Raw genomic sequence first — 13,783 nt, 5'->3', positions numbered from 1 at the left:
AGCGGGTTCACCCGCGAATGCGTTGGTGGCTTCACCATCGCATTCGCGGGTGAACCCGCTCCTACAGGGCCCTGCCAAGTCAGTTGCTTCGGTGTTTTAGCCGACCATGTCCGGCTCGAAGGGGATGCTCTGCACCACCTCCAGCTCATACCCCGCCAGCCCCGCGTATTTCAGCGGCGGGCCCAGGTGGCGCAGCTTGCCCACGCCCAGATCCTGCAGAATCTGCGCGCCTGTACCCACCTCCGAGTACACCTTCGATTGCCCACGCTGGTAAGGCCGCACCGGCTGGGTCAGCTGCGGCACGCGCTCCAGCAGCGCCTGCGAGGACTCATGGTTGGCCAGGATCACCACCACGCCGGCGCCTTCCTCGGCCACCTTCTGCAGCGCCGCCCAAAGCGTCCAGTTGGCGGGGCCGGCGTATTCGGCGCCGACCAGGTCGCGCAGCGGGTCGATCACATGCACTCGCACCAGGGTCGGCTGCTCGCGGCGGATATCGCCCATGACCATGGCCATGTGTACGCCACCTTCGATGCGGTCTTCGTAGGTGACCAGGCGGAAGGTGCCATGCACGGTCGGCAGCTCGCGTTCGCCGATGCGCTTGATGGTCTGCTCGGTGCTCAGGCGGTAGTGGATGAGGTCGGCGATGGTGCCTATCTTGATGCCGTGCCGGGCAGCGAACACCTCCAGGTCCGGGCGGCGGGCCATGGTGCCGTCATCGTTGAGTACTTCGACGATAACCGACGCCGGGGTGAACCCGGCCAGGCGCGCCAGGTCGCAGCCGGCTTCGGTGTGGCCGGCGCGCGTCAGTACACCGCCTTCGCGGGCACGCAGGGGGAAGATGTGGCCGGGTTGCACCAGGTCTTCCGGGCGGGCATTGGGGGCCATCGCCGCTGCCACCGTACGTGCCCGATCAGCAGCGGAAATACCGGTGGTAACGCCCGTGGCAGCCTCGATCGACACGGTGAAGGCGGTACTGAAAACGCTGCCGTTGGCCGGCACCATCTGCTCCAGGCCCAGACGTTGGCAGTGATCGTCGGTCAGCGTCAGGCAGATCAGCCCGCGCGCTTCACGGGCCATGAAGTTGATGGCCTGGGCGTCGCAACGCTCGGCGGCGATCAGCAGATCGCCTTCGTTTTCCCGGTCCTCGTCATCCACCAGCAGGACCATCTTGCCTTGCCGGTAGTCCTCGAGAAGTTCTTCGATGCTGTTGAAAGCCATGTTGCACGCTCACTGTGGTGGGATGATTATTATGGTATACCATCATACACAAATATCGCCGTAACAGGAGAGCAGCGCATGAAGGCCTATTGGATCGCCCATGTGGACGTGAACGACCCCGAGCAATACCAGCAGTACACCCAGCGCGCCCCGGCTGCCTTCAAGGCATTCGGCGGCCGTTTCCTGGCCCGTGGCGGGCGTAGCGAGGCAATGGAAGGGCGGCCTACCCCTCAGCGTAGCGTGGTGATCGAGTTCGATTCGTACGAGCAGGCGCTGGCGTGTTACCGGTCCGAGCTGTACCAGGAGGCTTGCAGCCATCGCCAGGGGGTGGCGAAGGCTGAGGTGATCATCGTCGAAGGGTTGAGCCCTGAGTGATGGCTGTTGGCCCTATCGCCGGCAAGCCAGCTCCCACAGGTTAAACACTGCCTTGAAGACCTGTGCAGTACCTGTGGGAGCTGGCTTGCCGGCGATAGGGCCATTACTGTCGAAGCAGAAACTCAAGGCATGCCCGGCAATTCATGCGGCCGCAGGTCGAACACCAGCACCTCGGCATCCACCCCGTTGCCCAGCTCCAGCACCTGTTCCTGCCTCACCCGCACCCCATCCCCTTCATTCAGCAATTGCCCATTGAGCTCGATGCTGCCCCGGGCCACATGCACGTAGGCATGGCGGTTTTCCGGCAAGTTCAGGGTGGCACGCTCGTCACCGTCGAACAGGCCGGCATACACCCGCGCATTCTGCCGTACCTGCAATGACCCCTCGGCGCCATCCGGCGAGATGATCAGGCGCAGCTTGCCGCGCTTTTCCTCGGCACTGAAATGCTGTTGCTGGTAACGCGGCGTTGCCCCCTGCACGTTCGGTACGATCCAGATCTGCAGGAAGTGCACCGGCTGCACCTGGCTGTGGTTGAACTCGCTGTGGGCCACGCCGTGGCCAGCGCTCATCAGTTGCACATCGCCCGGGCGGATCACCGAGCCGGTGCCCAGCGTGTCCTTGTGCTCCAGCGCGCCTTCCAGCACGTAGGAGAAAATCTCCATGTCGCGGTGCGGGTGCTGGCCAAAGCCCTTGCCGGGGATGACGCGGTCGTCGTTGATCACCAGCAGGTCCGAGAACCCTTGCTCGTCCGGGTTGCGGTAGTGGCCGAAGGAGAAGGTGTGGAACGATTTCAGCCAGCCATGAAAGGCCAGGCCGCGGTCTTTGGCGTTGCGAACGGTGAGCATGACGGACCTCCTGAACCGGCAGGGCACCAGGCCCTGCCGCATGCGTGGATAAGGTTACTGCAGGTGCACTTTCAGCTCGCCGGCGGCCTGGCGCATGGCCGCTTGCACGGCCGGCACCTGATGCAGCGGGTTGAGCAGCCCGTAGTCATGGATCATGCCGTTGTAGCGCACCGAGGTCACAGTCACGCCAGCGGCATTCAGCTTGCGGGCATACGCCTCACCTTCATCGCGCAGCACGTCGAACTCGGCCGTTTGCACCAGGGCCGGCGGCAGGCCCTTGAGCTGTTCACTGCTGGCCCGCAGCGGCGAGGCGTAGATCTGTTCCCGCGCCTTGGCATCGGTGGTGTAGTTGTCCCAGAACCACTTCATCATCCCGGTGGTCAGGAAGTGCCCCTCGGCAAACTGCTTGTACGACGCAGTTTCGAAGCTGGCATCGGTCACCGGCCACAACAGCAGCTGGAAACGCAGGGCCGGGGTGCCGGCCTCTTTGGCTTTCAAGGCCACTACTGCCGCCATGTTGCCGCCGACGCTGTTGCCGGCCACGGCCAGGCGCTTGCCGTCCACGCCAATTTCCTTGCCATGCTCGGCCACCCAGCGGGTGGCGGCGTAGGCCTGGTTGATCGCGGTCGGGTAGTGCGCTTCCGGCGATGGGGTGTAGTCGACGTAGACCGCCACTGCGCCAGAGCCAACCACCAGGTCGCGGATCAGCCGCTGGTGGGTCGGGAAATCGCCGAGCACCCAGCCGCCACCGTGGAAGAACATGAACACCGGCAGGTCACCCTTCACGTTGGCCGGGCGCACCACTTGCAGTTTGATCGACTCGCCATTGGCCTGGATGGTGCGTTCCTTCACCTCGATACCCGAGAGATCGACCTTTACCGAGGCCTGGGCACCGGTCAGCACCGCGCGGGCGTCTTTCGGGCTGAGCTGCTCCAGTGGCTTGCCGCCGCCTTGTTCCAGGGCTTCGAGGAAGGCCTGGGTGTGCTGTTCGATACCCGGGCTGCCAGCGGCGAAGGCGCTGGAAACGGACAGGGCCAGAAGGGAAGCGGTAAGGGTTTTGTGGACAATGTTCATGAGCGAATCCTTTTCTGTTGAATGTTGGTAGTGGGCGTCTTGCCTGGCCTTCAGGGCCATCGCTGCGACTTGTGCGTAGATTAGGGAGATGCGTTGATGGGAAAAAGCCGCTATAAAGCGTTTGACTGTCACCAAGAGCGAGACAATGAACCCTTACGAAGACATGCGGATCTTTGCCCAGGTCATGGAAGCTGGCAGTTTCACTGCGGCTGCCGACCGCCTGGGGATGTCCAAGCAATCGGTCAGCCGGCGCCTGATGCAGCTTGAGGAGCGCCTGGGCGTGCGCCTGCTCAACCGCTCCACCCGGCGCCTGGATGCCACGCCACTGGGCCAGCACTACTACCAGTCGGCGTTGCGCCTGCTCGGCGAAGTGCAGCAGGTGGAGCACGACATCAGCGGCCAGGCCCAGGCCTTGCGTGGCACCTTGCGTCTGAGTGCGCCGCTGTCGTTCGCCATGGCGCACCTGGGGTGCCTGCTGACCGAGTTCCTGCAGTTGCACCCGCAGGTGGATGTGGAGGTGGATTTGAGCGACCGCGCAGTGGACCTGATCGGCGAGGGCTATGACCTGGCGCTACGGATTGGTGCGCTGGAGGATTCCAGCCTGATTGCGCGGCGCATTGCCAGTGTCGAGCGGGTGTATTGTGCGAGCCCGGCGTACCTGAAGGCTCGGGGCGTGCCGGCCAGGCCGGAGCAACTGGCTGGGCATGATTGCCTGCCGTATGGTCATTCGCGGCAGGTGCAGTGGCAGTTCCGCCAGGGCGGCAAGGTACAGGCGATCCAGGTAGTCGGGCGGATGCGGGCTAACAATGGCGAGCTGCTAAGGGATGCGGCGATTGCCGGGATGGGGGTGACTTATCTGCCAACCTTCATCGTGGGACAGGCGCTGGCGGATGGGCGACTGGTGAAAGTGCTGGATGAGTGGCAGCCGCCAGCACTGCAGTTGTCGGCGGTGTACCCCCAGCACCGGCAGGTGGCGCGGCCGGTTCAGGGGTTTGTGAACTTCCTGCGTGAGCGCTTGGTGCAGCTCTGACCTTCGGTACCGAGTGCGCTTCTTCGCGGGCACGCCCGCTCCCACAGGTACTCCAGAGCCCCCAAGCCCAGTGATTACCCTGTGGGAGCGGGTTTACCCGCGAAGAGGCCGGTGCAGGTCAACGCATCAGTTCATCTACCCCGACCCACCCACCATCGAACTCGTCCATGGCATCCAGCACCGCTTCACGGAAATACGCCAGCGACGCCCGATCAAACAGCAACTGCAAGGCCGGCCTCTCATCGCTCCCCACATTCAGCACGATCACGTTGATCCGCGCCGCCGAGGTCTGCGCCACCGCCCCAACGGGAAACGCCCGGGCGCGCAAGTCCACCCCGCACAACTTGGCCATCACCGCGCTGCAATGCACTCCCGAGAGCTGCAGCCAGGCATGGCTATCCTGGCGCGGCAGCAGGTAGTTGCGCCGAGCATCCTGCACCCCCCCAGCCTCTTCGGCAGCCACCCGTGCACCGCCGTCGGCCAGGCTGCCCAGCAGCAGGTACTCGGTCTGCGACAAGCGTGCTACCCAGCCACTGTCTTCCTGGCGCACGGCCTGGTTGGGTAGCGACGGCAAGCGGTAGCCACGCGCCTGCAGGCAAGCGGCACTGTCGCCCCCTCGAAACCCGACCCGTGCCAGATCGGTCAGGTCAGTCAACGCGCAGGTATGCAGCAGTTCGGCCCGCGGGCCGGGTGAAATAAAAGCTTTGGCTTGCAAACTGGTCATGGCTCAGAGCTCCTGGCGCAGGTTGTCGGGATCGTGAAACGGCAGTGGCACCACCTTGGCATTGACCATCACACCGCCCTCCACGCGGATCGGGATGTGCGTGCCAGGCGTGGCCTGATGGGCACCGGCGTAAGCCAGGCCGATGATCTGTCCCAGGGTTTGCGAGTATTCGCAGGATGTGACGTTGCCGCTGATGTCCGCCCCGTCCAGCACCAGATGCCCCTCCAGCGGCTGCGGGCTGCCCTTGGGCAGGGTGAAGCCGACCAGTTTGCGCTTGAGCGGCTGCGCTTCGAGGATCTCGATCGAGCGTTTGCCGACGAAGAATGGCTTCTTGCGGCCGATGGCCCACTGCATGTCGATCTCCGCCGGGTGGGTCATGCCGTCGGTGTCCTGGCTGATGATCACGTGGCCCTTTTCCAGGCGCAGCAGGCGCTGGGTCTCGACGCCGAACGGGCGAATGCCCAACCCCGCGCCAGCCTGCATCAAGGTATCCCACAGGCGCTCGGCGTGGCGCGCCGGCACATGCACTTCGTAGCCCAGTTCACCCACAAAGCCCACCCGCAGGATGCGCGCGGCAATGCCGGCCACTGTGCCCTGGCGTACGCCGAGGTAAGGGAAGGCCTCGGCCGACAGGTCCACATCGTCACACACCTTGGCCAGCACCTGGCGTGAAAGCGGCCCGGCCAGGTTGACCGCGGCCAGGGCGGCGGTGACGTTGGTGACGTCCACATCCAGGCGCCATTGCGCATTCCACTTCAGCATCTGCTGGTAGATGCGGTCGACACCGCTGGTGGTGGCGGTGACGTAGAAGTGCTGCTCGCCCAGCCGGGCGCACACGCCGTCATCGATCACCACGCCATGCTCGTTGGTCATCAGCGCGTAGCGGGTGCGGCCGATGGCCAGCTTGGCGAAGCCGAAGGTGTAAAGGCGCTCCAGCAGTTCGGCGGCGTCGGGGCCGCGCACATCCAGGCCACCGAGGGTGGAAACGTCGATCAGGCCGACCTTCTCGCGCACATGGCGGGCTTCCTCCTGCATGCAGCGTTCGCGGTCCTCGGGCTTGCCATAATAGGCCGGGCGCTGCCAGATGCCGGCCGGCATCATCTTCGCCCCGGCTTCCAGGTGGCGGCGGTGCATGGGCGTTTGCCGGTACGGGTCGAAGGCGCGGCCGGCGACGTGGGCCAGTTTTTCCGCCTGGAACGGTGGACGGGCGGTGGTCACCCCGGTTTCGCTGATGCTGCGCCCGGTGGCGTGGGCCACCAGGCGAGCGGTCGGCAGCGCCGAGTGGCGGCCCTGGGACGGGCCCATGCCGACCGTGGAGAAGCGCTTGACCAGTTGCACATCGCGGTAGCCGCTGCGCGTGGCGTTGACGATGTCGCGCACTTGCAGGTCTTCATCGAAGTCGACGAAATCCTTGCCCTTGGGGTGGGGGAAGATCGGCCAGGTGAAGTTGACCTTGGCTTCGGCGCTGAACACTGGCTGCACCGGCGCTTCCAGGCCCAGCGCTGCCAGCGCATCGGCAGCCCCGCGAGTGGCGTCGGCCAGCACATTGCCCAGTGCGTGACGGCCGTTCACCGAACCGGCGATATCCAGCCCGGCCGGCAGGTTGCTGATGACGAATTCGTCGCGGTTCACATCGTAGGCCAGCTTGCCGCCAGCCTGGCACGGCAACTGGTACACCGGCATGTAGCCTGCCGACATGCACAGCAGGTCGCAGGCCAGGCGCAGGCCATGCGGGCCGACCTTGCCCTGGCCGGTGATCGGGCGAATATCCACGCCACTCACGTGGCGCATGCCCGCTTCGTGCAGGGCTTCGTACACGGTGCTACCCAGCTGCACGGGTATATTGCGGCGCTTCAGTTCTGCGGCCAGTGCGGCATCGGCTGGCGCGGCGCGCATGTCGACCACCGCGGCCACGGCCACGCCTTGCTCCTGCAGGTCGAGGGCGGCGAGGTAGCCGTCATCGTGGCCGGTGAGGACTACCGCGCGCTGGCCGGGTTTTACCGCGTACAGCTTCATCAGCCGCTGCACGGCGCTGGTCAGCATGACCCCCGGCAGGTCGTTGTTGCGGAACACAACTGGCTGGTCGAACGAACCGGCCGCCACCAGGCCGCGGCTGGCTCGCACCTTGTACAGGCGTTTGTGCTGGATCACCGGCAGGTAGTTGTCGGTGAACCAGCCGTTGCAGGTGGCGTCCAGCAGCACCTGGATGTTCGGGTGGCCCTCGACGGCAGCCAGCAGTTCCTGGCGCAGGCTGGTAGCGCGGGTGCCGGCAATGTCGAAGCGGGCGTAGGTGAGCGAGCCGCCAAGTACCGGCTGTTGCTCGATCAGCAACACCTTGGCCCCGGCATTGGCCGCGTCCAGTGCCGCACGCAGGCCCGCCGGGCCAGCGCCGATGACGGCCAGATCGACGAACAGATAGGCCTTGTCGTAATACTGCGGCCTGAAGCCTAGGTCGAGCACGCCCAGGCCGGCCTTCTTGCGGATCAGCGGCTCCCACACCTTCCACATGCCCTTGGGCTTGTAGAACGAGCGGTAATAGAAGCCCACCGGCATGAAGCGCGAAAACTTGCCCAGGTAGGCGTCGCGATCGTGCGTCAGGCTACCGTTGAAGTTCTGCCCTTCGACTACCTGGCCATCGCGGGCGGCTTCCAGGTCGGCCAGCACATTGGGCTCGTCCGGCAGCTGCACAAGGGTGTTGGCATCCTGCCCGGCCATGCTCAGCGGGCCGCGCGGGCGGTGGTACTTGAACGAGCGCGACAGCAGCCAGCGGCCACTGCCGAGCAGGGCGCTGGCGATGCTGTCACCGGCAAAGCCCTGGCAGGCCTGGCCGTCGAACTGGAAGTGCAGGGGCCGCTCGCGGTCGATCAGCAGGCCCATGGGCGCGGGGAGGCGAGTGTGGCTGTTCATCCGGCAATCTCCGGGGTGGCGGCGGGGGTGAAGTCGACGCGGCGGTCGAACAGTTCTTTCGGGTCGAAGGTGCGCAGCACCTGGTCGCTCACCGTGTGGCGTTCGGCCAGGAACCAGTAGCTGGAGGCGTTGTGCAGCCACCATTCGATCACCACGCCGGCAAGGTTGTCGCTGTTGAACACATAGTCGGCCCATTCCGCATCGCTGCAGCTGGCCGGGTCGGGCATGTGCCTGAATTCGCCGCCGTAGGTGAACTCGCTGATATTGCGCGGGCCGTTCAAGGGGCAGGTCAGGATCTTCATCGTCGTCGCTCCTTAGTGGCTGGCCGCGGTGGCGCCCATTTCGTTGACTTGCTGGAAGCGGCTGAAGCGCTCCAGGGCAAAGGGTGCGATCAGTTCCGGCACCTTGCCGCCACTGGCGACCAGCTCGGCCATGGTCTTGCCGCAGATCGGCGTGGCCTTGAAACCCCAGGTGCCCCAGCCGGCGTCCAGGTAATAGTTGTGCACCGGCGACAGGCCCATGATCGGGCTGTAGTCCGGGGTCATGTCGGTGATCCCGGCCCACTGGCGCATCAGCTTGGCGTTGGCCATGAACGGGAACATCTCGATGGCGTGTGCCAGCAGGCTCTCCTTGAGGTCGAGGGTGGAGCGGGTGTTGTACAGCGGGTATGGGTCGGAGCCGCCGCCAAAGACGATCTCGCCGCGGCTGGTCTGCTGCACGTAGCAGTGCAGCGCCGAGGAGCTCACCAGTGGGTCGAGAAACGGCTTGAACGGCTGGGTGACCATGGCCTGCAGCGGGTAGGTGTGGATCGGCGCACGAATGCCGGCCTTGGCCATCAGCAGCGAACTGGCCCCGGCCACGGCCTGCACCACGCAACCGCACTGCACGGTGCCACGGTTGGTCTTCACCGCCTCGATGCGCCCGTTGCGGATCAGCAGGTCCTGCACTTCGGTCAGCTGGTGGATCTCGACGCCGCGCTTGGCCGCCTGCCTGGCGTAGCCCCAGGCCACTGCGTCGTGGCGCGCGGTGGCGCCGTCGATGTGCCACAGGCCGGCCAGCACTGGCAGGTGGCCCGGGTCCAGGTTCAGGCTTGGCACCAGTTCGTGGATCTGCTGGCGGTCGATCATTTCCGTGCGGCCACCGAAGTGCTTGTTGACCTCGGCGCGCTGGCGGAAGGCGCGCACGGTGGCGTCGGTGTGCGCGAGGGTGAGCTGACCGCGTTCGGAATACATGATGTTGAAGTCGAACTCGTTCGACAGGTTCTGGAACATGCGCACCGATTCTGCGTAGAAGCGCACACCCTCACTGGTGAGGTAGTTGGAGCGGATCACCGCTGTGTTGCGCGCAGTATTGCCGCCGCCCAGGTAGGCCTTTTCCAGCACGGCGACATTGGTGATGCCATGGTACTTGGCCAGGTAGTAGGCGATGGCCACGCCGTGGCCGCCGCCGCCGATGATCACCACGTCATAGCGTGGCTTGAGTTCGCACGGCGGTGGCAGGTCGACCTCTACCGGGTAGTCGGCGCTCAGGCCGTATTTCAGCAGGGCGAAAGGCATGGGGTGCGCTCCTGGTGGGCAGCCTGTTGTTGCAGGTCGAGGGCGAGCAGGGTGTTTTTCATCAGGTAGGCGATGGTCATCGGGCCGACCCCGCCGGGCACCGGGGTGATGCCGGCCACCTGGGGCAGGGCGGCGGCGAAGTCGACATCGCCGACCAGGCGGCTGTGGCCGCCTTCGTCGATGCGGTTGATACCGACATCGATCACAACCGCGCCAGGCTTGAGCCAGTCGGCACCGATCAGCCGTGGCTTGCCCACTGCGGCCACCAGGATGTCGGCCTGGCGACACAAGGCCTGCAGGTCGCGGCTGCGCGAGTGCACCACGGTCACCGTGCAGTCGGCCTGCAGCAGCAGGGCGGCCATGGGCTTGCCGACGATGTTCGAGCGGCCGACCACCACCGCATGCTTGCCATGCAGTTCGCCACAGGCATCGCGCAGCAGGCGCATGCAGCCGCTGGGCGTGCACGGGGTGAGCACATCGCGGCCCTGGGCCAGGCCGCCGACGTTCTCGCTGTGGAAGCCGTCCACATCCTTCAGTGGGCTGATCGCCTGGAGAATGCGGTGTTCATCGATATGGGCCGGCAACGGCAGTTGCACGAGAATGCCGTTGACCTCGGTGTCGCGGTTGAGGCGGTCGATCAGGGTCAGCAGCTCGGCCTGGCTGGTGCCTGCGGGCAGGCGATGCTCCAGCGAGCGGATGCCCACCTCTTCGGCACGCAGCACCTTGTTGCGCACGTACACCTGGCTGGCAGCGTCGGCGCCGACCAGCACCACCGCCAGGCCCGGTTGCACGCCGCCCTGGCGCAGCTCTTGCACCTGCTCGCGTACCTCGGCCAGCACCCGCGTCGCGGTGGCCTTGCCGTCGATCAGCTTGATACTGGGAGTGGCGTTCATTTGAAGATCACCGTGCGGTCGTGGTTCAGGAACACCCGATGCTCAAGGTGGTATTTCACGGCGCGGGACAGGGCGATGGTCTCGGTGTCGCGGCCGATGGCTACCAGGTCATCCGGTGCGTAGGCATGGTCCACACGCTGCACTTCCTGCTCGATGATCGGGCCTTCGTCCAGGTCGCTGGTGACGTAGTGGGCGGTGGCGCCGATCAGCTTCACCCCGCGCTGGTAGGCCTGGTGATAAGGCTTGGCGCCTTTGAAACCGGGCAGGAACGAATGGTGGATGTTGATCGCCCGGCCTGACAGCTGGCGGCACAGGTCGTCGGAGAGGATCTGCATGTAGCGCGCCAGCACCACCAGTTCGGTGCCGGTGTCCTCGACGATGCGCAGCAGCGCGGCTTCCTGTTCGGCCTTGGTGTCCTTGCTGACCGGCAGGTAGACGAAACGGATGCCTTGGCGCTCGGCCATCGGGCGCAGGTCCAGGTGGTTGGAGACCACGGCGGTGATCTGCATGTCCAGCTCGCCCTTGGCATGGCGGTACAGCAGGTCGGACAGACAGTGGTCGAACTTGCTCACCATCAGCAGCACGCGCATCGGCCGGGCACTGCTGTGCAGGCTCCACTGCATGTCGAAGCGCTGGGCGACATCGGCAAAGCCGGCTTCCAGCTGCGGTGTGTCACCCGTGACACCGGTGTTGTAGCGGAACACCGCGCGCATGAAGAAGCGCCCGTTGTCCTCGTCGTCGAACTGCGCCATCTCGCTGATGTAGCAACCGTGCTCGGCCAGGTAGGTGGTCACCGCGGCGACGATGCCGGACACGGCCGGGCAACTGACGCGCAGGATGAAGTGATCGGGAGCGGGATGCATGTCGGATAGGCCTCGTGATGGAGTGGGGCAGGTCGGGCACAAGGGCAAAAGAGGCTTCGCGTGGAGGCGAAGAAATATTTCTTGGTAGGAATATAAATTTCCTTTAGGCGATTTATAGGCGAAGAGTCGGGTGACGGTCTAGAGGTTTGTGAATTTTTTTTGCCTGGCAGGAAAGTTTTAGCCGGGACCTGTAGGAGCGGGTTCACCCGCGAATAGGCCGGTACAGGCTATGATTGCTCCATGAGCACTACACCGCCTCTGCGCCAACCTTGCCCCCCTGGCGCCTGCGACTGCGGCCGCGAACACCTGGTCGATCACCCGCAGGCCGCTCAGCGCATCCTCCTGCTGACCCGCCAGGAAGAGAAACGCCTGCTCGACCGCCTGGAAAACCTCAAGGACCTGGAAGACCTGCAACGCCTGCAGCAGCGGATGTATGAAAACCTCGGCATTCGCGTGCACATTGCCCCCGGTTTCAACGAAGTGCGAACCATGCGCGGCATCGTCATCGAACTGGACGACCAGCCCGGCCTATGCCGCAAGACCCGGCAGTCGATCCCGGCGGCGATCCGCCGTGGGCTGGAGCGCAACCCGCAGGTGGCCTTCCGCTTGCTCGATACCCACGACCTGTTGCGGGATACCTGAAGACCGCGTCAGCCCCACTAATTTTTTCGCCACTCGCCACGTCTACTTGAAAGCCCCCCTGCGCCAGGCGCGCAGCGGCACCCATCACTCAAGGAGACAGGCAATGACTTCCGTTTTCGACCGCGACGATATCCAGTTCCAGGTAGTGGTCAACCACGAAGAGCAATACTCGATCTGGCCCGATTACAAAGCCATCCCCAACGGCTGGCGTGCCGTAGGCAAGAGCGGCCTGAAGAAGGACTGCCTGGCCTACATCGATGAAGTCTGGACCGACATGCGCCCGCTGAGCCTGCGCCAGAAAATGGCCGAAGCCGCCGCCCAGTGACTGCATTGAACCTGCTGTGCCTGCCGTATTCCGGGGCCAGCGCCATGGTCTACAGCCGCTGGCGGCGCAAGCTGCCGACGTGGCTGCAGGTACGCCCGGTGGAACTGCCCGGGCGTGGTGCTCGCATGGCCGAGCCACTGCACACCGACATGCAGGCCCTGGCCCGGCAACTGGCTGCCGAACAGCGCCTGGCGGCCAGCACCCCCTACGCGCTGCTCGGCCATAGCCTGGGCGCCTTGCTGGCCTTCGAGCTGGCCCATGAGCTGCAAGCGCTGGGCTGCCCGGCGCCACTGGCCCTGTTTGCCTGCGGTACCGCAGCGCCGACCCGCCGCGAGGACTACGATGGCAAGAACTGGCGCGAGCCCAAGAGCGACGCCGAGTTGATCGGCGAGTTGCGCGAGCTTCAGGGCACGCCCGAGGAAGTGCTGGCCAACGCCGAGCTGATGAGCCTGACCTTGCCCACCCTGCGCGCCGACTTCCTGCTGTGTGGTACCTATGCCTACCGCCAGCGGCCAGCGTTGCAGTGCCCGCTGCACGTGTTGGGCGGCATGCAGGACCGCGCCAGTGACGAGCAATTGCAGGCCTGGCGCAAGGAAACCCTCGGGGCGTTCTCGCTGCAGATGTTCCCAGGCGGCCACTTCTTCATCCATGAGCATGAAGACCGGGTGCTCGCTGCGCTGACCGCGTCGCTGCAACCGCTTCGGCTGTCCGCCTGATTGACGTCACCGCTTGCCTGGGGGAGGCTAGGCCTTTTCCCAGGCAAGAGGCAGACAATGCTGATCGATCCCCACAAGGCCACGCTGCTGGTCGTCGACATCCAGGAAAAACTCATCGGCGCCATGAGCGACCCTGAAGGCACCCGCGCGCGGGCCCGATGGCTGCTGGCAGCGACGAACGAGCTGGAACTGCCGACGGTGATTTCCGAGCAGTACCCCAAAGGCCTGGGCCATACCCTGGCCGAACTGCTGGCCGCAGCGCCGGCCGCCGAGGTGGTGGAGAAAAGCCATTTTTCCTGTGTGGCCGCCGAGTGCCTGCCAGCAAGTCTGATGACGCGCGAGCAAGTGATTGTCTGTGGCATGGAAACCCATGTCTGTGTGCTGCAGACCGTGCTTGGCCTGCTGGCACTGGGCAAGCAGGTGTTCGTGGTCGAGGATGCCTGTGATAGCCGTACGCCGGCGAGCAAGGCCGCAGGGCTGGCACGCATGCGGGCCGCGGGGGCGCAGGTGGTGACCCGCGAAATGGTTCTGTTCGAGCTCATGGGTAGTGCCAGCCACCCGCTGTTCCGGTACATCAGCAAGACCTACCTGGTCGGTGAACAGCCCTGAACGGCC

15 protein-coding genes are annotated in these 13,783 nt (G+C 65.1%); 6 read left to right on the top strand and 9 right to left on the bottom strand.

What is annotated here, in order from left to right:
* Nucleotides 1-96 precede the first annotated feature (96 nt).
* Entirely contained in the window at nucleotides 97-1,218 is a 1,122-nt protein-coding gene (ribBA, locus tag ACLCGK_RS21110) for a bifunctional 3,4-dihydroxy-2-butanone-4-phosphate synthase/GTP cyclohydrolase II (RefSeq protein ID WP_410952829.1), read from the bottom strand.
* A gap of 78 nt (nucleotides 1,219-1,296) precedes the next feature.
* On the opposite strand from ribBA, the gene ACLCGK_RS21105 reads away from it, so the two are divergent.
* Nucleotides 1,297-1,593, top strand: a complete 297-nt coding sequence (locus tag ACLCGK_RS21105; protein WP_410952828.1) for a DUF1330 domain-containing protein — start codon at nucleotides 1,297-1,299, stop codon at nucleotides 1,591-1,593.
* Nucleotides 1,594-1,715: 122 nt separating this feature from the next.
* Here ACLCGK_RS21105 and ACLCGK_RS21100 read toward each other — a convergent pair whose 3' ends face one another.
* Both ACLCGK_RS21100 and ACLCGK_RS21095 read right to left on the bottom strand, forming a co-directional pair.
* The gene (locus tag ACLCGK_RS21100) at nucleotides 1,716-2,438 is read right to left on the bottom strand and encodes a pirin family protein (protein WP_410952827.1); all 723 of its coding nucleotides are present in this window, start codon (nucleotides 2,436-2,438) and stop codon (nucleotides 1,716-1,718) included.
* Nucleotides 2,439-2,492: 54 nt separating this feature from the next.
* A complete protein-coding gene (locus tag ACLCGK_RS21095) occupies nucleotides 2,493-3,512 on the bottom strand; it encodes an alpha/beta hydrolase (RefSeq protein WP_024087356.1) in 1,020 nt (339 codons plus the stop codon).
* Between the two features lie 145 nt (nucleotides 3,513-3,657).
* On the opposite strand from ACLCGK_RS21095, the gene ACLCGK_RS21090 reads away from it, so the two are divergent.
* Complete coding sequence (locus ACLCGK_RS21090) at nucleotides 3,658-4,542, top strand: LysR family transcriptional regulator (protein ID WP_410952826.1); 885 nt, start codon at nucleotides 3,658-3,660, stop codon at nucleotides 4,540-4,542.
* 118 nt (nucleotides 4,543-4,660) lie between these two features.
* Here ACLCGK_RS21090 and ACLCGK_RS21085 read toward each other — a convergent pair whose 3' ends face one another.
* The 6 genes from ACLCGK_RS21085 to purU are packed head-to-tail and all read right to left on the bottom strand — an operon-like array spanning nucleotide 4,661 to nucleotide 11,485.
* Nucleotides 4,661-5,266, bottom strand: coding sequence for a sarcosine oxidase (locus ACLCGK_RS21085; protein ID WP_410952825.1), 606 nt, complete (start codon nucleotides 5,264-5,266; stop codon nucleotides 4,661-4,663).
* 3 nt (nucleotides 5,267-5,269) lie between these two features.
* Nucleotides 5,270-8,173 carry a 2Fe-2S iron-sulfur cluster-binding protein gene (locus ACLCGK_RS21080; RefSeq protein WP_410952824.1) on the bottom strand — a complete coding sequence of 968 codons (2,904 nt, stop codon included), beginning with the start codon at nucleotides 8,171-8,173 and terminating at the stop codon, nucleotides 5,270-5,272.
* Nucleotides 8,170-8,475, bottom strand: a complete 306-nt coding sequence (locus tag ACLCGK_RS21075) for a sarcosine oxidase subunit delta (RefSeq protein ID WP_054572077.1) — start codon at nucleotides 8,473-8,475, stop codon at nucleotides 8,170-8,172. The genes ACLCGK_RS21080 and ACLCGK_RS21075 overlap by 4 nt, the downstream gene beginning before the upstream one ends.
* A 12-nt stretch (nucleotides 8,476-8,487) precedes the next feature.
* The gene (locus ACLCGK_RS21070; protein WP_100412867.1) at nucleotides 8,488-9,729 is read right to left on the bottom strand and encodes an FAD-dependent oxidoreductase; all 1,242 of its coding nucleotides are present in this window, start codon (nucleotides 9,727-9,729) and stop codon (nucleotides 8,488-8,490) included.
* The gene (gene folD / locus ACLCGK_RS21065) at nucleotides 9,711-10,622 is read right to left on the bottom strand and encodes a bifunctional methylenetetrahydrofolate dehydrogenase/methenyltetrahydrofolate cyclohydrolase FolD (protein WP_410952823.1); all 912 of its coding nucleotides are present in this window, start codon (nucleotides 10,620-10,622) and stop codon (nucleotides 9,711-9,713) included. The genes ACLCGK_RS21070 and folD overlap by 19 nt, the downstream gene beginning before the upstream one ends.
* The gene (gene purU, locus ACLCGK_RS21060; protein ID WP_013973142.1) at nucleotides 10,619-11,485 is read right to left on the bottom strand and encodes a formyltetrahydrofolate deformylase; all 867 of its coding nucleotides are present in this window, start codon (nucleotides 11,483-11,485) and stop codon (nucleotides 10,619-10,621) included. Before purU ends, folD begins: the two co-directional genes overlap by 4 nt.
* Nucleotides 11,486-11,725: 240 nt before the next feature.
* On the opposite strand from purU, the gene ACLCGK_RS21055 reads away from it, so the two are divergent.
* The 4 genes from ACLCGK_RS21055 to ACLCGK_RS21040 all read left to right on the top strand — a co-directional run bounded on the left by ACLCGK_RS21055 (nucleotide 11,726) and on the right by ACLCGK_RS21040 (nucleotide 13,777).
* A complete protein-coding gene (locus ACLCGK_RS21055) occupies nucleotides 11,726-12,127 on the top strand; it encodes a hypothetical protein (protein WP_015270832.1) in 402 nt (133 codons plus the stop codon).
* Between the two features lie 103 nt (nucleotides 12,128-12,230).
* Nucleotides 12,231-12,452, top strand: a complete 222-nt coding sequence (locus tag ACLCGK_RS21050; RefSeq protein ID WP_003256222.1) for an MbtH family protein — start codon at nucleotides 12,231-12,233, stop codon at nucleotides 12,450-12,452.
* On the top strand, nucleotides 12,449-13,168 hold the full coding sequence (locus tag ACLCGK_RS21045) for a thioesterase II family protein (RefSeq protein ID WP_025338668.1): 720 nt from the start codon (nucleotides 12,449-12,451) through the stop codon (nucleotides 13,166-13,168). The genes ACLCGK_RS21050 and ACLCGK_RS21045 overlap by 4 nt, the downstream gene beginning before the upstream one ends.
* A 57-nt stretch (nucleotides 13,169-13,225) precedes the next feature.
* Nucleotides 13,226-13,777: a hydrolase gene (locus ACLCGK_RS21040; protein ID WP_410952822.1), complete on the top strand. Its 552-nt coding sequence runs from the start codon at nucleotides 13,226-13,228 to the stop codon at nucleotides 13,775-13,777.
* Nucleotides 13,778-13,783: the final 6 nt, after the last annotated feature.

The sequence above is a fragment of the Pseudomonas sp. S1(2024) genome (assembly GCF_046557535.1).
Note: the sequence above shows the minus strand (reverse complement) of the source record. Positions and strands in the feature narration are given on the sequence as shown.

Coding starts and splice junctions, on each gene's coding strand:
- ribBA (WP_410952829.1), bottom strand. CDS start 1,218: ATGGCTTTCAACAGCATCGAAGAACTTCTCGAGGACTACCGGCAAGGC.
- ACLCGK_RS21105 (WP_410952828.1), top strand. CDS start 1,297: ATGAAGGCCTATTGGATCGCCCATGTGGACGTGAACGACCCCGAGCAA.
- ACLCGK_RS21100 (WP_410952827.1), bottom strand. CDS start 2,438: ATGCTCACCGTTCGCAACGCCAAAGACCGCGGCCTGGCCTTTCATGGC.
- ACLCGK_RS21095 (WP_024087356.1), bottom strand. CDS start 3,512: ATGAACATTGTCCACAAAACCCTTACCGCTTCCCTTCTGGCCCTGTCC.
- ACLCGK_RS21090 (WP_410952826.1), top strand. CDS start 3,658: ATGAACCCTTACGAAGACATGCGGATCTTTGCCCAGGTCATGGAAGCT.
- ACLCGK_RS21085 (WP_410952825.1), bottom strand. CDS start 5,266: ATGACCAGTTTGCAAGCCAAAGCTTTTATTTCACCCGGCCCGCGGGCC.
- ACLCGK_RS21080 (WP_410952824.1), bottom strand. CDS start 8,173: ATGAACAGCCACACTCGCCTCCCCGCGCCCATGGGCCTGCTGATCGAC.
- ACLCGK_RS21075 (WP_054572077.1), bottom strand. CDS start 8,475: ATGAAGATCCTGACCTGCCCCTTGAACGGCCCGCGCAATATCAGCGAG.
- ACLCGK_RS21070 (WP_100412867.1), bottom strand. CDS start 9,729: ATGCCTTTCGCCCTGCTGAAATACGGCCTGAGCGCCGACTACCCGGTA.
- folD (WP_410952823.1), bottom strand. CDS start 10,622: ATGAACGCCACTCCCAGTATCAAGCTGATCGACGGCAAGGCCACCGCG.
- purU (WP_013973142.1), bottom strand. CDS start 11,485: ATGCATCCCGCTCCCGATCACTTCATCCTGCGCGTCAGTTGCCCGGCC.
- ACLCGK_RS21055 (WP_015270832.1), top strand. CDS start 11,726: ATGAGCACTACACCGCCTCTGCGCCAACCTTGCCCCCCTGGCGCCTGC.
- ACLCGK_RS21050 (WP_003256222.1), top strand. CDS start 12,231: ATGACTTCCGTTTTCGACCGCGACGATATCCAGTTCCAGGTAGTGGTC.
- ACLCGK_RS21040 (WP_410952822.1), top strand. CDS start 13,226: ATGCTGATCGATCCCCACAAGGCCACGCTGCTGGTCGTCGACATCCAG.